This window comes from Streptomyces sp. NPDC046203 (genome assembly GCF_040646255.1).
Taxonomy (GTDB): domain Bacteria; phylum Actinomycetota; class Actinomycetes; order Streptomycetales; family Streptomycetaceae; genus Streptomyces.
Window position 1 is genome coordinate 45,238 of sequence record NZ_JBEYZX010000042.1, and the last position, 17,540, is coordinate 62,777.

Here is a 17,540-nt window from a genome sequence, read left to right on the forward strand (position 1 = left end):
CGAGCGGACGGCAGCGGTCGCTCTCCCGGACCAGGGGTGTAGCGCGCTCCACCTGCCAGGTGGAGCGCACACTTATGACAGAGGAACACCCGTGAAGTACCGTCTTGCTCCATGGACCTGAAGGCGAGAGCACTCCACGGCCTGCGATCCACGCGATATCTGCTGGGCGGGCTCGTCACCGCGCTGCTTTCACTGGCCGGTTACTGCCTGTTGCCGCTGGTCTGCTTCTCGCTGCTCTTCGCGCCGATCCTGCCGTGGGCGGTGCGGCCGTTGCGCGCCCTGGCGGATGCCGAACGCCGGCGCGCCGAAAGCGTTCTCGGCCGCCCGGTGCGCCGGCCCTACCCGACGCCCGAAGGCAACGCCTACCAGCGGACGTTCCAGCTGCTGCGGTCCCCGGGCATCCGCAAGGACGCGGCCTGGATGCTGGTCCACGGCATCGTGGGGCTCGTCCTTCCCGTCCTCGTCCTCGGAGTGCTGCTCAGTCTGCTGCTGACGATCTCCATCCCGCTGTGGTGGTGGACGCTTCCCGGCGGAACTCTGACCCTCCTCGCGGCCCCCCTCACCACCTGGATGCAGGCGATCGTCCTGTCCGCGGTGTGCGCCTGGCTCCTGAGCGCCGTCTTCTTCCGGCTGGCCCCCGCCGCGGAGAAACTGGAGACCCGGATCGCGGAGATCATGCTCGGCACCTGGACCGGCGCCGGCCGGCGGATCGAGGAACTGACCGCCTCGCGCGCCGGAGCCCTCCAGGCCCACGAGGCGGAACTCCGGCGGATCGAACGGGACCTCCACGACGGCACCCAGGCCCAACTCGTGGCGGTCGCCATGCGCCTGGCCCTGGCCGACCGCAAGTTCGACAAGGACCCGCAGAGCTCCAGGAGAATGGTGCTCGAGGCCAAGACCACCGTGGACGAGGCATTGGTCCAACTGCGCACCGTCATCCGAGGCGTCCATCCGCCGATCCTCTCCGACCGGGGACTGAACGGAGCCATCCGCTCCCTGGCCGCGGGCCGGCCGATCCCCACCACCCTGGAACTTCCGGAGACCGACCGCCGGCCCCCCGCCGCCGTGGAGGCGGCCGCCTATTTCGTCGTCGCCGAGGCGCTGACCAACATCGCCCGGCACAGTGAAGCGAGCCGCGCCCGGGTGTCGCTCCGGTACGACGGACCCACGCTGCGCGTCGTCGTGGGGGACGACGGGCGCGGCGGAGCCGCGCCGGGCTCCGCCTCGGGCAGCGGACTCGCCGGGATACGCCGACGGGTCGCCGCCCTGGACGGTACGACGAGGATCGACAGCCCTGTCGGTTCCGGAACGACGATTGAGGTGGTGCTGCCGTGCGGATCGTGATCGCGGAGGACAACGTCCTTCTCCGCGAGGGCCTGATCCTGCTCCTGGAGGACGTCGGACACGAGATCGTGGCCGTCGTCGGGAGTGGGCCCGAGATTGTCCCCGCCCTGCTCGAACACCGGCCGGACGTGGCCGTCCTGGACGTCCGGCTGCCACCCGGATTCCGCGACGAGGGACTGCGTGCCGCCATCGAGGCCCGCAGACTCGTTCCCGGCCTGCCGATCCTGGTGCTCTCCCAGTACGTCGAGGAGAGCTACGCCGCCGAACTGCTCGGACAGGGCGCCTCGGGGGTCGGCTACCTGCTCAAGGACCGGGTGGGGCACATCGAGGAGTTCCAGGACGCGCTGGATCGCGTCGCCGCGGGCGGAACGGCGCTGGACCCCGAGGTCGTCTCCCAGTTGATGAGCCGCAGGGACCCGCTCGACGCGCTGTCCCCCCGGGAACGCGAGGTGCTCGGGCTGATGGCGCAGGGGCTGGGCAATCCCACGATCGCCACGACCCTGTTCATCACCGAACGTTCCGTCAGCAAGCACATCGGCAACATCCTCGCCAAGCTGAACCTGCCACCCAGCGACAGCGGCAGCCGCCGGGTCCTCGCGGTGCTCGCCTACCTGAACGCCTGACCTGCCGGGCGGCCGGTGACCTGCTCGTCACCGCGGAGGTGTAGCGGGCTACACCCCGGGTTCGGGGGGACGGTCCGATGTGCCGGCCGGGGGTGCGGAGAGAGGGTGGACGACGTAAGAGATCCCGCCCCTGCCGCCCATCGGGCCAGGGGCGCACAACAGGAGGAACCCCCTGATGAAGCCCGTGCTCTGGCTGCTGCTCGTCGTCTCCACGGTGGCGGCGGTCTACGTCAGCACCTTCGCCCACTACACCGGCACCCTGAGGGTCCTGGCCGGAGTGGGCACCGGCGTCGTCTTCGTCGGATCGGCGCTGGGACTGTGGCTGGCCGGCGGGAAGAAGTGACCCGTAGCGGCGGGAGTGTCTGAGGAGGGGGTGTCCGGCGGCGAGCCGGACACCCCCTCCTCGTGTACGACGCGGAAGACGGACGCGCGGCCGTCCGCGAGCCCCGATCGTGTGCGTACGGCGCGGAGGACTTCCCGCGCGTGTGGGCCGGCTCGGGGCGGCCGGTTCGGGGTGGGGGTTCGGGGTGGCCGGCTCGGGTCGGGGCGCGCCGGCCGCCGGGTACGCGGCTCGAAGGCCGCTCGACGGCGGGTCGTGGGAGCGTCGACGGCGGTCGCCCGGGGCGGGCCGGGACTGTAAGGCTGGATGGCGTCCATCGACGGCCCGCGCGTCGACCGCCGGTCGTCACGAGCAACCGATCACGGGGGGCCTTGTCATGTCCAACAGCGCATCCGCGGTTCGCACGATCGACGATCCTCCGCACCGCGTGGACGGGGTCGGGACCCTGCTGAGGCAGTTGGTCGTCGTCACCGACGCGGAGAGCGTCGTGGTGTGCGGGAACGCGCCGGCCGCCGTCCCGCTCGCCGAGGCGCTGCGGGAGTACGGGCGCGGACAGGTCGTGGCCTGGGCGGGGGAGGAGGGCCGGGACGGGAGGCCCGTGCTGCCGGGTCCCGTGGACCTGGTGGTGCTCGTGGGCGACCCGGAGCGGTTCCTGGCGCTGCTGCGCGCGATGGAGCCGCGGTTGCTGCCCGGAGCGGTGGTCGTCGCCTGCGGGGGCGCCGGGGCGGCCGAGCGGGCGGCGGACTTCCTGGCCCATGTCCGGGCCCCCGGCAGCGGGTACGTCTCGCAGCCGCTGGCGCTCGACGACGGCGTGGAGATGGCCGTCCGCAGCGCGTGATTTGGACGTGCGCCACCACGGGCGACAGGAGGCGGAGATGAGGCGGTACGGACTGTTGCGGCGTGCCGGGCGGGCCCTGGGGAGGGCGCTGATCACGCTCGGCGCGATCCATTTCAGTGTTCCAGGAGATCCGGGCTCGGGGTCGGAGCGGTGACGGCCGGCGAGGTCCGGCGGATCCGGGTCGCCGAGCTCGACATGCTCTACGGCACGACCCTCGACTGCCTCGGACCCGGATATGACCTCGGACCCGGATATGACCTCGGACCCGGATATGACCTCGGACCCGGATATGACCTCGGACCCGGATATGACCCCGGACCCGGATACGACCCCGCACCCGAGACCGGATGCGGACGCGAGAGGGCGCGGAGCTACAGCTCCTCTCGAGCAGCCCTCCAGATCGTGCTTGCACGGTACGTCCAGCACCTCAAGGACCCCACCATCCAAGGAGAGTCGTCATGACCGACGCGAGGCTTGTCGGAACCTGGACCACCCAACTCGACGACGACGGCAGGGCCGTTCCCGGGTTGGTCCGCTTCACCGCGGACGGCGGAGTCGTCTCCACCCAGGCCAACACCAGGAACATCGGCCTGGGGAGCTGGCGTTCCACCGGGCCGGACACCTTCGAGTACGGCTTCCACATCCTCGCCGCCGACGGCGAGGGCAAGTACGTCGGCGAGGCTCGCGTCCGCGTGCGGGGCGAGTTCGTCTCCGACACCTCCTGGCAGGGCACCGGCGGCGCCGACTTCCACGACCCGCACGGCACCAAGCTGCGCGGTCACGGCGGTTCCAAGGTCACGGCCGAGAAGTTCGGCATCGACGACTGATGACCGCGCCGCGCGCCCCGAGGGGCCTTGAGAAGCTGCGGTTGCACGGCGAACTGGTCCTGCCGTCGGACCCGGGGTATCCCCTCGCCGTGCAGCTGCAGAACACCGAGTACGACACCGCGACCCCGTGCGCCGTCGCGTACTGCGCCACCCCCGAGGACGTCGCCGCCTGCGTCCGGTTCGCCCGCGACGACGGGGTGCGGGCGCACATCCGGGCCGGCGGCCACAGCTTCAACGGCTGGTCCACCGGCGAAGGGTTCGTCATCGACCTCTCCCGGATCAATGGTGTCGCGCTCGGCGGTCTCGCCGACGCGCCCACGGTCCGCCTCGGCGGCGGCGTCCAGTCGCTCGACGCACTCGACGCGCTGAAACCGCTCGGCCGCCAGATCGTCACGGGCACCTTCCCCACGGTGGGCGCGGGCGGCTTTCTGACCGGCGGCGGAATCGGCTGGCAGACCCGGCGGTTCGGCCTCGGCGGCGACCGCGTGGTCGCCGCCCGTGTCGTGCTGGCCGACGGCCGGACCGTACGCTGCTCGGCCGATGAGGAACCGGAGCTGTTCTGGGCGCTGCGCGGCGGCGGGGGCGGCACCTTCGGAGTGGTCACGGAGTTCGAGGTGCGGCCCATCGAGGCCCCGGTTCTGACCGGCTTCGAGACCCTGTGGGCGTACGAGGACGCGGTCGCGGTTCTCGTGGCGTGGCAGGAGTGGTGCGTGCGGGGCCCGGACGAACTCGGCTCCTCGCTGGTCGTGCTGCCCGGGATGTTCGGGCCCGGGGGGCGGCCCGTGGTCAAGGTCTGGGGCGTCGACCTCCGGCCGGCCGAGGAGCTGAGGCGGTCCCTCGACGAACTCGCCGAGCGGGCCGGCACGAAGCCGGTCGGCCTGGAGGTCGGCGTGCCCGGGGCGTACGCCGACGTGATGCACCAGGCGTTGTGCGGCTCCGACACCGTGGCCCAGTGTCACCGCACCGGCACGGGTCCACAGGCGCGGGGGCACCGGCACCCGTACACCCGGCAGAGCTACCGGCTCACCGGCCGGCCCGTGGACCGGACCGAGGCGGCGGCGCTGCTCGCGGCCTGGGAGGCGGAGCCGTTCCCCGAGCGGTATCTGCTGTGCATCGCCGTCGGCGGGGCCGCGAGCCGGGTCGGCAGGACCGAGACCGCCTACGCGCACCGCGACGCACGGTTCCTGATGGGGTATCAGATCGCCTGTCGCGATCCTCGGCCGTCCGACGGGGCCGCGGCGGCGATGACGGCCTGGGCCGACCGCTGCGCGACGGCCCTCGAACCGCTCGCGTGCGGCTCGTACATCAACTTCCCCAGCTCGCGGGTGTCCGACGGCTGGGAGGCCGACTACTTCGGCGAGAACCACGCGCGGCTGACACGGGTGAAGCGGGAGTACGACCCTGACGGCTTCTTCCGGCACGCGCAGAGCGTCGGCGGCCGCACGCCCATCGCATCGGCACACGCGGACGCGGACGCGAACGCGAACGCCAACTCGGACTCGGACTCGGACTCGACGAAGGCTGGTTCATGAAGACCGATCTGCGGGACAAGGTGGTGCTGGTCACCGGGGCCTCCTCGGGCATCGGCAGGGCGACGGCGGTTGCCTACGGCGCCGAGGGCGCCCGGGTCGCGCTCACCTACCACTCCAATGAGGCCGGCGCCAAGGAGACCGCCCGGCTGGTGGACGAGGCGGGCGGCACCCCGCTCGTGGTCCGCTACGACCTGGCCGACGAGCGCTCGGTGCGGGACGCGGTCGGCCGGGTCGCCGCGGAGTGGGGCGGGATCGACGTGCTGGTCGGCAACGCCGTGGTGTGGGGCGAGGCGATCCCTCGGCCCGGCCGGCCGGTGCCGCGCTTCGAGGACGTGCCGCCCGAGCAGTGGCAGGAGGTTCTGCACACCACGGTCGACGCCTTGTTCCACACACTCCAGCAGGTGCTCCCCCTGATGCGCGGACGCCCGTGGGGCCGTGTCGTGCTGATCGGCGCGGGGCTCGCGGACACGGGCAAACCGGGCGCGGGGGCCTACGGGGCGGGCAAGTCCGCGCTGTACGGGCTGGTTCGCAGCCTCGCCTGGGAGCTGGGTCCGGAGGGGATCCTGGTCAACATGGTGGTGCCCGGCCAGACGCTCACCGAGACCGTACGCGCCAACGTGCCCGCCGCGTTCCTGGCGGAGAAGGGCAAGAGCCTGCCCTCCGGGCGGATGTCCGCACCCGAAGACGTGGCCAACGCGGTCGTCTTCCTCGGCTCCGCCGCCAACGGCAACACCCATGGCGAGACGCTCCGGGTCACCGGGGGCGCCTGAACCGCACGCCGCACGCCGCAGTTCGCGCGTCGCACGTCGCACGACACCGGGCCCCGTGGCCTTTCGAGGGAACTTCGATGTCCCCTCGAGAGCCGCGGGGCTCAATGACTTCCGTCGTGATCCGACCCAGGAGGCACACACCATGACGGACACCAGCGACGCTTCCGCCGCTCCCGTGGGCGAGGCGCCGGCCTATCCGATGACTCGGCGCTGCCCGTACCGGATGCCGGTCGGCTACGAGGAGTTGCGTGGGCGCGGCCCGCTCCAGAAGGTGACGCTGTACGACGGACGCCAGGTGTGGCTGGTCGCCGGGAACGAGCTGGGCCGGGCCCTGTTCCCCGACCCCCGGCTCTCCTCCGATGTCCTCCACCCTGGTTTCCCCTTCCTCGCCCCGCGCATCGCCGCGCAGACCCGGCAGCGGGCCGCGCCGCCGCTGGTGGGCGTGGACGACCCCGAGCACGCGCGCCAACGGCGCATGACCATCCCCGGGTTCGGCATCCGGCGCATCGCCGCGCTCCGCCCGCGGATCGAGCGGATCGCGAACGGGCTCGTCGACGACATGATCGACCGGGGCAGCCCGGCCGAACTGCTCACCCAGTACGCGCTGCCGCTGCCGTCGGCCGCGATCTGCGCGTTGCTCGGGGTGCCGTTCGAGGACCACGCGTACTTCGACGAGCGCTCCCGGCACGTGCTCTCTTCCTCGGGGGAAGGCGAGGCGGAGACGGCCTACCGGGCCTTCAGTGAAATCCTGTGCTATCTCCACGAGTTGATCGCGAAGAAGGAGAAGCACCCGGGCGACGGCCTCGTCGACGAGCTGATCGCCCGGCAGCTCTCCGAGGGCGCGGTCGACCACCAGGAGCTGGCGATGATGTGCTCGCTGCTGCTGGTCTCCGGACACGAGACCACGGCCAACATGATCGCGCTGGGCGTCGTGACCCTGCTCGAACACCCCGAACAGATGGCGCTGTTGCGCGAGGACGCATCGCTGCTTCCCCACGCGGTCGAGGAGTTGATGCGGTTCACCTCGATCGGCGATGTGCTGATGCGGGTGGCGGCCGAGGACATCGAGATCGCCGGGCGGACCATCCGGGCGGGGGACGGGGTCGCCCTGTCGACCATGCTGATGAACCGTGACCCGAGGGCCTGGGAGGACCCCGACTCCTTCGACATCCGGCGGGCCGCCGGCCGGCATGTGGCCTTCGGCTACGGCATCCACCAGTGCATCGGCCAGAACCTGGCCAGGGCGGAGATGGAGATCGCGTTCCGCACCCTCTTCCGGCGCATCCCGGATCTGCGGGTCACGCGCCGCGCGGACGAACTGCCGCTCAACGCCCCGTATGTGCTGCAGGGGGTCGCCGAGCTCCCGGTCGCGTGGTGAGGGGGAGGGGCGACGAGGTCGCCGCGACGACGAACGCCGACAGCGGCACCGGCACCGGCATCCGCATCGACACGGACCGCTGTGTCGGCGCGGCCATGTGCGCCCTGAACGCGCCCGAGGTCTTCACCCAGGACGACGACGGGGTGAGCCGGCTGCTGCCGGGCGGGGCGGAACGCGCCCGGGACACGGCGGTCCGGGAGGCGGCGAGGGTCTGTCCCGTCCAGGCCATCACCCTCCACGGCACGTGAGCCTCACCCCGTTCCGCCGCGTTCGCTCTGTCCTGTCCTGTCCTGCCCCGCCGCGTTTGCCGTGTCCGCCGCACACCCGTGTACACCGGTGCGCGCTCCCTCGTCGAGCTGTCCTCGACGGCGCTTCGAGAACGGTGGGACAGGGTGTCGGCCATGGAGATTCGCAGCCTCGACGGAGACGATCCGGCGACCCTCGCCGCCCTGCTCCCAGGGTTCCGGGAGACCATGCGCCTCGCACTCCCGGCGGACCCGCCGGTGACCGAGGCGTTGCTGGCCCGGCTGTTCCAGCGCCGGCACGGTACGGAACGGATCGTGCTGACGGCGTACGACGGCGACACCCCGGCCGGCGTGCTGAAGCTCGGCCTCGACCTGGGCGATCCGGCCGGCCCCGGGCACGGCTCGCTGTGGGTGTTCCCCGGCTTCCGGCGGCGCGGGGCCGGCCGGGCGCTGGCCGCCGCGGGCCGGACCGCCCTGCGGGAGCGCGGGCGGGCGCTGCTGCTCGCGGACGCCCCCGAGGGCGAGGCCGCGCAGCGCTTCGCCGAGGCGCTCGGCGCCCGGCGGACCGCGGTGACGGCCCGTAACCGGCTGTTGCTCGCGGGCCCGGCGCGGGGCGCCCTGGAGAAGGCCGCAGGCGATCCGGTGCCCGGCTATCGGTTGGCGCGCTGGACCGGGCCCTGCCCTGACGGGCTCGTCGACTCGTACGCCCGCGCCTGGAGCGCCCTGGACGAACGGGGCAACGGCCAGGCCCGGCCCCGCGATCCGTCCGCCGCCGATGTACGGGCGCGTGAGGCCGAGGCGGCTCGTGCGGGCCACCGGCCTTACACCGTCGCGGCGTTGCCCGACGGGAGCGCCGAAGTCGTCGCGTACAGCACGCTCTTCGTCCGGGACAGCCCGATGGCGGACGCGGGCGAGACGTTCGTGCTGCCGGGTCACCGGCGCCAAGGTCTCGGCTCCTGGCTGAAGGCGGAGCTGTTGCTCGCGGCCGCGCGGGAGAACCCGCGGCTGGCGCTTGTCCAGGTGTTCGACGACACCGCCAACACCGCGGTGCTCGCGCTCGACAGGAAGCTCGGCTTCACCGTCGACTCCCGCTGGTCGACGTTCGCGCTCAAGGTCTGAGCCATCGCGCCGGGCGGAAACGAACACGGCCGGCGGACACGGTCGGCGGACACGGCCGACGAGAGACCCGGCCCAGGGGCTGTCCGGCCCCGATTCGCCGGGAGCCCCCGGGAGCCCCCGGGAGCCCCCGGGAGACCCCGGGCAGCCCCGGGCGGCACCCAGCCCCATCCGAGAGGAATCCATGACCACCGTGACCCCCGCCGGGCAGCGCGCGCGCAACGCCGCGCTGGTCCGCGAGCTGTACGACACGCTCTACCACCGGTACCGCTTCGACAAGGCCGGGCGCCTCTTCCACGGCGGCTACACCGACCACGACCCGCTGGTGGAGCCGGGCGTCCTGGGGCCGGCCCGCCGTTTCCGGGCGCTGGCCGACGCCGTGCCCGGGGTGTGCGCCGGCATCGACCACCTCGTCGCCGACAACGACCGGGTGATGCTCTTCGCGACCTGGACCGGGCGTACCCGCCAGGGCGCGGAGTTCCGGATGCACACGGCCGAGCTCTACCGGACCGAGGACGGCCGGATCGCCGAGCACTGGAACGTGGCCGACCGCGCGGTGCTCGCCGGGCTCGGCGTCACCGGACTCGACGGGAACGCGACCCAGCCGGCCGGCCCCCGTCTGGTGGGCCCGCACACCGACACGGAGCGGGCCAACGCCGAGCTGGTCCTCGGCGCGTACCGCGAGGTCTTCAGCGAGCACCGGCTCGACGCCGCCGACCGCTACTACCACCACGACTACCGGCACCACAACATGCGCACCGACCAAGTGCCGGACGGGCTCGACGCCTTCAAGGCGTTCTTCGCGGACAACATCGCCGCGTTCCCCGACCTGGTCACCAGCGTCGACCACATCGTCGCCGACGGCGACCGGGTCATGGTCTTCGTGACCTGGACCGGCACGCTCACCGGGGCGTGGAGCGGCGGCGGTCCGTCCGGTCTGCCGCTGAAGATGCGCACCTGCGACCAGTTCCGGATCGAGGCGGGCAAGGTGGCCGAGCACTGGGAGGTCGTCGACTACCTGGCGCTCGAGCGGGCGGGACTGCCGACGCCGTGAGCACGCGTTCCGTCCGACCCGGGAAAGGGGATCCGCCCATGACCTCCGAAGACACACGCGCGTTCGGGGGCGCGACCTCGGACGCGCCCGTACTGATCGTGGGCGGGAGTCTGGTCGGTCTCGCGGCCGCCGTCTTCCTCGCCCATCACGGGGTGCGATGCACCCTGGTCGAGCGACACCCGGGTACGTCCGTCCATCCGAGGGCCGTCGGCTACTACCCGCGCACCGCGGAACTGCTGCGCCAGGCAGGCGTAGAGGAGGCGGCCAAGCGCGCGGCCACCGGGTTCGAGAGCCACCGTACCCGGGCCGGGGTGACCTCGCTCGCCGGTGAAGTCCTCTTCAGCAAGGAGGAGTTGGCGGGCAGCGACGACCTCGCCGACCTCACGCCGGCCCGGCTGCTGCTGCTCCCACAGGACCGGTTGGAGCCGCTGCTGCGGGCCCGCGCCGAGGAGCTCGGCGCCGACCTCAGGTTCGGCACCGAGCTGCTGTCCTTCGCGGAGGATCCCGACGGGGTCACGGCCGTGCTCGGCGACGGTTCCGGAGGTACCGGTACCTTCCGGGGCGATTATCTGGTGGCCTGCGACGGGCCGCGCAGCACCGTCCGCGAGGCGCTGAAGGTGCCCCGGCGGGGACGGGGTGTCCTCTCCCGGCACGTCAGCATCGCCTTCGGGGCGGATCTGGGCCCGGTGCTCGGCGAGCGCCGCTACAGCGTGGTCCATGTGAAGAACCCGCGGGTCACGGGAATTCTGGTGCATGACGACACCTTGACCGGGGGCACCCTGATCGTCGGCTACCGGCCCGAGGACGGTGAGAGCCTGGACGACTTCACCGACGCCCGCTGCGCCGAGCTGGTCGGCGCGGCGATCGGCTCGCCGGACGTCGAGGTGACCATCCGTTCCCGGTTCCCCTGGGACATGGCGGAACAGGTCGCCGAGGGCTTCGTGCACGGCCGGGTACTGCTCGCGGGCGACGCCGCCCACGTCATCCCGCCGACGGGCGGTTACGGTGCCAACACCGGAATCGCCGACGCCCACAACCTGGCCTGGAAGCTCGCGCTCGTGGTCGCCGGGCGCGCGGGGGCGGGGCTCCTGGAGACGTACGACGCCGAGCGCGGGCCCGTCGGCACGTACACGGCCGAGCAGGGGTCGCTGCAGCTCGCGGTGCGCTCGGGCACCGCGACGCCGGAGCAGCGGGCCGCGGCGGCCGACGCGCTGACGGTGACGATGGGGCAGCCGTACCGCTCCGCGGCGGTGGTCGGGGAGCCGGGGGCGAGGCCGCTGCCGGCCGCGGTGGACCCGCGGACGCTGCGGGGCGAGCCGGGCACCCGGGCGCCGCACACCGAACTGCTGCGCGGCGATGACCGGATCTCCGCGCTCGATCTCTACGGGCGTGGCTTCGTCCTGCTGGCCGGGGAGCGGGGCGGGGCCTGGACGGCCGCCGCCTCCCGGGCGGCGGCGGAGTGCGGGGTCGAACTGGCCGCCCACCGGGTGGTCGTGGAGCCCGGCACCGCCGGGGACGAGCTGGTCAGCCCCGGCGGGCGGTGGGCCGGGACCTACGGGGTGGGGCCCGAGGGCGCGGTGCTCGTCCGGCCGGACGGCTTCGTCGGCTGGCGGTCGCACGGCGCGGACCCCGCGGGCGGAGAGGCCGCCACGCTGACGGCGGTGCTGCGGACGGTCCTCGCGCGGGACTGAGCCCTCACGGGACACCGCCCGCCGGGCGGGGAGGGGTGTGACGGGAGGCGAGAGGACCTCCGCGCGCGGTGCGGTTCGGGTGGCCCGCACCACGCCGGAGGTCCTCGCCGCATCCGGCGCCCGTCCGGACAGTCCTTCGCGCCCGGTCGGACAGCCCCTGGCCCTTCAGCCCTTGAGGGCCTCGCTCTGCAACTCGCCTATGGAGTCCACGTACTTGATCAGCAGGCGGGCGAACTCCAGTCGCTCCTCCGTCGGCCAGTCCCGGGTGATGCGCTCGAACGCGGCCCTCTGGTGGGCACGGAGGCGGGCGAGCATCTCGTAGCCCTCCTCGGTCAGCTGGAGGATGGTGCGGCGCCCGTCGCGCTGGGACGCCGCCCGGATCAGATAGCCGGCGGAAATGCAGTCGGAAACCATGCGGCTCGCGACGGACGGGTCGACGGCGAGTCGTTCGCCGACCACGCCCACGGTGATCTCCTGCCCCTCGTGCTCGGGCCCGTCCTGGACGACGTTGAGCACCAGGGTCCTCGTCATGTCCTTGCGGGACACCTGCTTCTCGACGCTCAGCGCCGCGGTGCGCCGAAGGCGCGAGAAGGCGGGGCCGACGGAGTCGAGCAACTCCGCCGCCCGCGGCTGGCTCTGGGTCGAAGTTTCCATGAGCACATTCTAAGCGAGTTGATAACCGCAGGCGAGCATCTGTATGCTCGCGATTAAGTGCATGCAAGCAAGCATCTATCTGTTGAAAGTCACGTTGTTTTGGGTGGGAGGCCCGTTATGTCAACCGAGAACCGTCAAGCGGACGACGGATTCGACTGCGACGTGCTCGTCGTCGGCGGTGGCCCCGTCGGCATGCTGCTCGCCACGGAACTGCGAATATCGCGAGTCCGTGCCGTCGTGCTCGAGCGGCTCGCCGAGCGCACCCCGCACTCCAAGGCCTTCGGACTGCACGCGCGCTCGCTGGAGTCGCTGGACCGGCGCGGCCTGGTCGAGCGCTTCCGGGACGGCGCCCGGTCGTGGAACAACGGCCACTTCGCGGGGCTCGACGAGTGGGTCGACTTCTCCGCGCTGGACAGCACCCACGCGTACGCCCTGCTCTCCGAGCAGACCCGGACCGAGCGGCTGCTCGAGGAGCGCGCCATCGAGGTGGGCACCGAGATCCGGCGTGGCCACGAGGTCACCGCGTTACGCCAGGACGCCGACGGCGTCGAGGCCGACGTGACCGGCCCCGACGGCCCGTACACCCTGCGGGCCAGGTACGCCGTCGGCTGCGACGGCGGCCGCAGCCTGGTCCGGCGGGCGGCCGGCATCGCCTTTCCCGGTACCGGCGGCCGGGTCACCGCCCGTCTGGGCGACGTGATCCTCGCCGACCGGGAGAACGCCCCGATGGGCATGGAACGCACCGAGCGCGGCCTGCTCTTCTGTGTGCCGCTCGACGACACGTACCACCGCGTCTCCACCTTCGACTTCGAGGGCGGCCGGGAGCAGGGCGAGGAGCTCACCCTGGACGAGCTCACCACCAGCCTGCGGGACATCTGGGGCAGTGACCTCGGCGCGCGTGAGCCGCGCTGGCTCTCCGTTTTCACCGACTCCGCCTGCCAGGCCGACCGCTACCGCGAGGGCCGGATCCTGGTCGCCGGCGATGCCGCGCACACCCACTTCCCGGTCGGCGGCCAGGGCGTGAACCTCGGTCTCCAGGACGCCTTCAACCTGGGCTGGAAGCTCGCCGCCACGGTCCACGGCTGGGCGCCCGAGGGCCTGCTCGATTCCTACGACAAGGAGCGTCAGGAGCCCGCCCGCAAGGTCCTGGCCAATACCCGGGCCCAGATCGCGCTGATGAACCCGGATCCGTACGTCACCGCGCTGCGCGAGCTCTTCACCGACCTGATGCGCAAGGACCAGGTGAACCTCCATCTCGCCGAGATGCTCAGCGGCGTCACGGTCCGGTACGCGCTCGACGGCCCCGCGCACCGGCTGCTCGGCGACTTCGCCCGCGACCTGGAACTGCGCACCGAGGACGGCAAGACCACCCTTCCCGAGTACCTGAAACGAGGCACCGGCCTGCTGCTCGACCTGGCCGGACGGTCCGAGATCGCCCAGGTGTACGACCAGTGGGGTACGGGCGTCTCCTGGGCCGGCCGGGTCCGTCACATCCGGGCCGAGTGCGACCAGGAGCCGGAGCTGGCCGGCCTGTTGGTCCGTCCCGACGGGTACATCGCCTGGGCCGCGGACCGGGACGCGACGGCGGACGAACTGCGCGAGGGGCTGCGCTCCGCCCTCGCCACCTGGTTCGGCACTGTCTGACGCCCGCCCGCCCGCCTGCCGTACCCGGCCCCGTCCGCCGTACCCCGCCCGAGTGCCGAGCCCCGACACCCCCGCCGGCCACCTCCACAGGGAGACCCGATGAGTGACACGCCCCCCTGGTCCAGGGAACTGATGAGGAAGAGCGACCTGATCACCCCCATGGCCATCAGAGCGGCGGCCACGCTCCGGCTGTCGGACCACATGGCGGCCGGCGCCGTCACCCTGCCGGAGCTGGCCCGCGCGGCGTCCGCGGAACCCGACGCCCTGCACCGCCTCCTCGGCCACCTGGTGAACGAGGGCATCTATCGCACGACCCCCGACGGCGGTTACGAACCCACGGAACTCGGCGCCCTGCTGCGTGGCGACGTCCCCGGCTCGGGCCGCGACTGGCTGGACCTGGACGGGCCGATCGGCCGGGGCGAACTCGCCTTCTTCCGGCTGCTCGACGCGGTGCGCACCGGCAAGCCCGTCTACTCCTCCCTGTACGGCCAGGAGTTCTGGGACGACGTCGAGGCCGATCCGGCGCTCGCGCGATCGTTCGCCCGACGGATGGCCGCGAGCATGGAGTGCGTCGTACCCGCGCTGCTGGCCGAGGGCGACTGGCAGGACGTACGGCACGTCGTCGACGTCGGTGGCGGCAGCGGCACCCTGCTGGCGGCCGTGGTCGGCAGCCGTCCGGACATGCGGGGCACGCTCGTCGACCTGGAGCGGCCGGCCGCCGAGGCCGTACGGAACCTCGCCGCGGCCGGACTCGACGGGCGCTGCGAGGTGGTGGCCGGCAGCTTCTTCGACCCGCTGCCCGCGGGCGCCGATGTCTATCTGCTGGCCAATGTGCTGCTCAACTGGGCCGACGAGCAGGCCGTGGACATCCTGCGACGCTGTGCCGAGGCGGTCGATTCCGGCGGTCGGGTCATGGTCCTGGAAGGGATGCTCGACGTGCAGACCGACCAGACCGACCTGGACCTGCGGATGCTGGTCTACCTCGACGGGCGCATGCGCACCACCGAGGAACTGCGCGAGCTCGGCGGCGAGGCCGGCCTCGGACTGAGCCGGGTCGCCGACCTCGGCCCGGTCCGCTCGCTGGTCGTGTTCACCCGGCTCTGATTCACCCGGTTCTTTCGCCCGGCTCGGATGACCCCGGCTTGCATTTCGTCGGCTCCGGCTCGCCCGGCTCCGAGCGGCGACAGGCCCACGTGTCACGAGTACACGCACGACACCCCCCGAATTTCGTATGAGCAAGAGGAGTGCGATCATGCGCATCGTCCGTCACCAAGAGTTCGGCGCCCCTTCGGTGCTGCGGGTGGAGGAGGCAGACACACCGGTACCCGGCCCCGGCCAGGTACTGATCCGCACCGAGGCGGTGGGCGTCAACTTCGCCGAGGTCCAGCGTCGCCAGGGCATCCCGATCGGCGGCCCCGCGACCCTGCCGGGATCGCCGGGCGGCGATGTCGCCGGCACCGTCGTGGCCCTCGGGGAGGGCGTGACGCGGGTCGGCGTCGGCGACCGGGTGGTCACCGGCGTCGGGTCCGACGGGTACGCCGAGTACGTCGTCAACCGCGCCGACTGGCTGTTCCCCATTCCCGACGGGATCGACGCCGGGCAGGCCACGTCCCTGCCGATCCCCGCCCAGACCGCGTACCACGTGATCGTCACGGCGGCCCGGATGCGGCCGGGGGAGTCGGTGCTGATCACGGCGGCGGCGGGCGGCATCGGCCATCTGCTGGTCCAGCTCGCGAAGGCGCTGGGGGCCGGCCGGATCATCGCCGCCGCGAGCAGCCGGGACAAACTCGACTTCGCCGCCTCGCTGGGCGCCGACCTCACCGTCGACTACAGCGAGGACGGCTGGGACGAGAGGATCCTGGCGGCCACCGGCGGTCGCGGCGCCGATGTCGTCCTGGAGACCGTCGGCGGCTCCGTCCTGACCGCGAGCGTCGGCCTGATCGCCCCCTTCGGGCGGATGGTCGTCTACGGCACGGCGAGTGGCGAGGTGCCTGCGGTCGACGTGGCCGACATCTTCGACAACCGCACCGTCATGGGCTTCAGCATGTGGGGTGTGATGGCCCATCGGCCGGAGGCGATGGCGGAAGGGGCGAAGAGGCTCCTCGAGCTCGTCGCGTCCGGCGAGGTGCGGCCGGTCGTGCATGCCGAACTGCCGCTGGAGCGGGCCGCGGAGGCGCACGCGCTGATGGAGGACCGCTCCCAGCTCGGGCGCGTCGTCCTCGTCCCCTGACGGGCCGAACGGTCCTGCCGAGGGCCTTGCCCGCCCATCATTAATATGTAGACTGTCAAACACGTGCATGATTGCATGTAATTCGTCACCCGGATCCCCTGGGCGGGGCCGCGGGCTTTCCCGAGGCTCGAAAACACCTCCTGTTGGGAGAAAACCATGCGAATCGTCCGCCACTACGAGCACGGCGCCCCCTCGGTGCTGCGTGTCGAAGAGGCGGAGAAGCCGCAGCCCGGACCGGGCGAAGTGCTGATCCGCTCCCAGGCCATCGGTGTCACCTTCGCCGAGGTCCAGCGCCGCCAGGGCATCCCGATCGGCGGCCACGCGTCGCTGCCGGGTGCCCCCGGCGGCGATGTCGCCGGCGTCGTCGAGGAACTCGGCGAGGGAGTCACCGACTTCCGGGTCGGCGACCGCGTCGTGGTCGACGTCGACCACAGCGCCTACGCCGACCACGTGGTCGCCGACGCGGCCTGGGCCATCGCCATCCCGGACAGCATGGACGCCGCCGAGGCGACCCTGCTGCCCAGCCCGGGCCAGACCGCCTACCACGCGCTCAAGGAGGCCGGTCAGCTCCGGCCCGGTGAGACCGTGCTGATCGACGCCGCCTCCGGCGGTGTCGGCCACCTCGCCGTGCAGATCGCCAAGGCGATGGGCGCGGGCAAGGTCATCGCGACCGCCGGAACCCAGGCCAAGCTGGACTTCGTCCGCGGCCTCGGCGCCGACGTGACGATCAACTACACGGACGAGGACTGGGACGAGCAGGTCAGGGCGGCCACCGACGGCCGCGGCGCCGATGTCGTCCTGGAGACGGTCGGCGGCGACATCCTCACCAAGAGCGTCGCCCTGACCGCCCAGTTCGGCCGGCTCGTCTTCTACGGTTCGGCCAGCGGCGACATCCAGCCGGTCAACCCGCTGATGCTGAGCCGGATGAAGACCGTGGCCGGCTTCGCGCTCTACGCGATGCTCTACAACAAGCCCGAGGCCATCGCCGCGGGCCGGCGGGACCTGCTCGACATGATCGGATCCGGCAAGGTCCGGCCGATCGTGCACGAGCGGCTCCCCCTCGCGGACGCCGCCAAGGCCCATGAACTCATGGAGGCCCGGGCGCAGCTCGGCAAGGTCGTCCTCGTTCCCTGACCGGTCGTCCGACGAGCGCCCGCGGGTTCCCCGGCGGGCCGCTCCACCGCCGTGGCCGACCGCGACCGATGGCCTTCGCGACGGCCTTATCGGCGGTCTTACCGATGGCCTTTTCGACGG

The 17,540-nt window shown here is 72.3% G+C and carries 17 protein-coding genes; 16 read left to right on the forward strand and 1 reads right to left on the reverse strand.

Annotated elements, in window-relative coordinates; genetic code table 11:
- Positions 1–111: 111 nt before the first annotated feature.
- The 12 genes from ABZ990_RS24865 to ABZ990_RS24920 all read left to right on the forward strand — a co-directional run bounded on the left by ABZ990_RS24865 (position 112) and on the right by ABZ990_RS24920 (position 11,758).
- The gene (locus tag ABZ990_RS24865) at positions 112–1,344 is read left to right on the forward strand and encodes a sensor histidine kinase (protein WP_361235603.1); all 1,233 of its coding nucleotides are present in this window, start codon (positions 112–114) and stop codon (positions 1,342–1,344) included.
- Complete coding sequence (locus ABZ990_RS24870) at positions 1,332–1,967, forward strand: response regulator transcription factor (protein WP_361235606.1); 636 nt, start codon at positions 1,332–1,334, stop codon at positions 1,965–1,967. Before ABZ990_RS24865 ends, ABZ990_RS24870 begins: the two co-directional genes overlap by 13 nt.
- A 175-nt stretch (positions 1,968–2,142) precedes the next feature.
- On the forward strand, positions 2,143–2,310 hold the full coding sequence (locus ABZ990_RS24875) for a hypothetical protein (RefSeq protein WP_361235609.1): 168 nt from the start codon (positions 2,143–2,145) through the stop codon (positions 2,308–2,310).
- Between the two features lie 373 nt (positions 2,311–2,683).
- Entirely contained in the window at positions 2,684–3,145 is a 462-nt protein-coding gene (locus tag ABZ990_RS24880) for a hypothetical protein (protein ID WP_361235612.1), read from the forward strand.
- A gap of 458 nt (positions 3,146–3,603) precedes the next feature.
- On the forward strand, positions 3,604–3,972 hold the full coding sequence (locus ABZ990_RS24885; protein WP_361235614.1) for a hypothetical protein: 369 nt from the start codon (positions 3,604–3,606) through the stop codon (positions 3,970–3,972).
- Entirely contained in the window at positions 3,972–5,504 is a 1,533-nt protein-coding gene (locus ABZ990_RS24890; protein ID WP_361235617.1) for an FAD-binding protein, read from the forward strand. The genes ABZ990_RS24885 and ABZ990_RS24890 overlap by 1 nt, the downstream gene beginning before the upstream one ends.
- Positions 5,501–6,274: an SDR family oxidoreductase gene (locus ABZ990_RS24895; protein ID WP_361235620.1), complete on the forward strand. Its 774-nt coding sequence runs from the start codon at positions 5,501–5,503 to the stop codon at positions 6,272–6,274. Before ABZ990_RS24890 ends, ABZ990_RS24895 begins: the two co-directional genes overlap by 4 nt.
- A gap of 142 nt (positions 6,275–6,416) precedes the next feature.
- On the forward strand, positions 6,417–7,652 hold the full coding sequence (locus ABZ990_RS24900) for a cytochrome P450 (protein WP_361235623.1): 1,236 nt from the start codon (positions 6,417–6,419) through the stop codon (positions 7,650–7,652).
- Positions 7,646–7,900, forward strand: a complete 255-nt coding sequence (locus ABZ990_RS24905) for a ferredoxin (protein WP_361235626.1) — start codon at positions 7,646–7,648, stop codon at positions 7,898–7,900. The genes ABZ990_RS24900 and ABZ990_RS24905 overlap by 7 nt, the downstream gene beginning before the upstream one ends.
- Before the next feature lie 153 nt (positions 7,901–8,053).
- Positions 8,054–9,016 carry a GNAT family N-acetyltransferase gene (locus ABZ990_RS24910; RefSeq protein ID WP_361235629.1) on the forward strand — a complete coding sequence of 321 codons (963 nt, stop codon included), beginning with the start codon at positions 8,054–8,056 and terminating at the stop codon, positions 9,014–9,016.
- A gap of 181 nt (positions 9,017–9,197) precedes the next feature.
- Complete coding sequence (locus tag ABZ990_RS24915) at positions 9,198–10,067, forward strand: ester cyclase family protein (RefSeq protein ID WP_361235632.1); 870 nt, start codon at positions 9,198–9,200, stop codon at positions 10,065–10,067.
- Between the two features lie 38 nt (positions 10,068–10,105).
- On the forward strand, positions 10,106–11,758 hold the full coding sequence (locus tag ABZ990_RS24920) for an FAD-dependent oxidoreductase (RefSeq protein ID WP_361235635.1): 1,653 nt from the start codon (positions 10,106–10,108) through the stop codon (positions 11,756–11,758).
- 165 nt (positions 11,759–11,923) lie between these two features.
- Here ABZ990_RS24920 and ABZ990_RS24925 read toward each other — a convergent pair whose 3' ends face one another.
- Positions 11,924–12,412 (reverse strand): MarR family winged helix-turn-helix transcriptional regulator, encoded by a 489-nt coding sequence (locus tag ABZ990_RS24925; RefSeq protein ID WP_361235638.1) that lies wholly within the window; start codon positions 12,410–12,412, stop codon positions 11,924–11,926.
- A 117-nt stretch (positions 12,413–12,529) separates the two neighbouring features.
- Here ABZ990_RS24925 and ABZ990_RS24930 point away from each other — a divergent pair, with 117 nt between their 5' ends.
- The 4 genes from ABZ990_RS24930 (at position 12,530) to ABZ990_RS24945 (ending at position 17,420) form a co-directional block, all read left to right on the forward strand.
- The gene (locus tag ABZ990_RS24930; RefSeq protein WP_361235640.1) at positions 12,530–14,056 is read left to right on the forward strand and encodes an FAD-dependent monooxygenase; all 1,527 of its coding nucleotides are present in this window, start codon (positions 12,530–12,532) and stop codon (positions 14,054–14,056) included.
- A 99-nt stretch (positions 14,057–14,155) separates the two neighbouring features.
- Positions 14,156–15,160: a methyltransferase gene (locus tag ABZ990_RS24935; protein ID WP_361235643.1), complete on the forward strand. Its 1,005-nt coding sequence runs from the start codon at positions 14,156–14,158 to the stop codon at positions 15,158–15,160.
- A 148-nt stretch (positions 15,161–15,308) separates the two neighbouring features.
- Positions 15,309–16,286, forward strand: a complete 978-nt coding sequence (locus ABZ990_RS24940; protein ID WP_361235646.1) for an NADPH:quinone oxidoreductase family protein — start codon at positions 15,309–15,311, stop codon at positions 16,284–16,286.
- A gap of 156 nt (positions 16,287–16,442) precedes the next feature.
- Positions 16,443–17,420 (forward strand): zinc-binding dehydrogenase, encoded by a 978-nt coding sequence (locus ABZ990_RS24945; protein WP_361235649.1) that lies wholly within the window; start codon positions 16,443–16,445, stop codon positions 17,418–17,420.
- Positions 17,421–17,540 lie beyond the last annotated feature (120 nt).

Coding starts and splice junctions, on each gene's coding strand:
- ABZ990_RS24875 (WP_361235609.1), top strand. CDS start 2,143: ATGAAGCCCGTGCTCTGGCTGCTGCTCGTCGTCTCCACGGTGGCGGCG.
- ABZ990_RS24885 (WP_361235614.1), top strand. CDS start 3,604: ATGACCGACGCGAGGCTTGTCGGAACCTGGACCACCCAACTCGACGAC.
- ABZ990_RS24925 (WP_361235638.1), bottom strand. CDS start 12,412: ATGGAAACTTCGACCCAGAGCCAGCCGCGGGCGGCGGAGTTGCTCGAC.
- ABZ990_RS24880 (WP_361235612.1), top strand. CDS start 2,684: ATGTCCAACAGCGCATCCGCGGTTCGCACGATCGACGATCCTCCGCAC.
- ABZ990_RS24915 (WP_361235632.1), top strand. CDS start 9,198: ATGACCACCGTGACCCCCGCCGGGCAGCGCGCGCGCAACGCCGCGCTG.
- ABZ990_RS24935 (WP_361235643.1), top strand. CDS start 14,156: ATGAGTGACACGCCCCCCTGGTCCAGGGAACTGATGAGGAAGAGCGAC.
- ABZ990_RS24900 (WP_361235623.1), top strand. CDS start 6,417: ATGACGGACACCAGCGACGCTTCCGCCGCTCCCGTGGGCGAGGCGCCG.
- ABZ990_RS24920 (WP_361235635.1), top strand. CDS start 10,106: ATGACCTCCGAAGACACACGCGCGTTCGGGGGCGCGACCTCGGACGCG.
- ABZ990_RS24940 (WP_361235646.1), top strand. CDS start 15,309: ATGCGCATCGTCCGTCACCAAGAGTTCGGCGCCCCTTCGGTGCTGCGG.
- ABZ990_RS24945 (WP_361235649.1), top strand. CDS start 16,443: ATGCGAATCGTCCGCCACTACGAGCACGGCGCCCCCTCGGTGCTGCGT.
- ABZ990_RS24930 (WP_361235640.1), top strand. CDS start 12,530: ATGTCAACCGAGAACCGTCAAGCGGACGACGGATTCGACTGCGACGTG.
- ABZ990_RS24865 (WP_361235603.1), top strand. CDS start 112: ATGGACCTGAAGGCGAGAGCACTCCACGGCCTGCGATCCACGCGATAT.
- ABZ990_RS24890 (WP_361235617.1), top strand. CDS start 3,972: ATGACCGCGCCGCGCGCCCCGAGGGGCCTTGAGAAGCTGCGGTTGCAC.
- ABZ990_RS24895 (WP_361235620.1), top strand. CDS start 5,501: ATGAAGACCGATCTGCGGGACAAGGTGGTGCTGGTCACCGGGGCCTCC.
- ABZ990_RS24910 (WP_361235629.1), top strand. CDS start 8,054: ATGGAGATTCGCAGCCTCGACGGAGACGATCCGGCGACCCTCGCCGCC.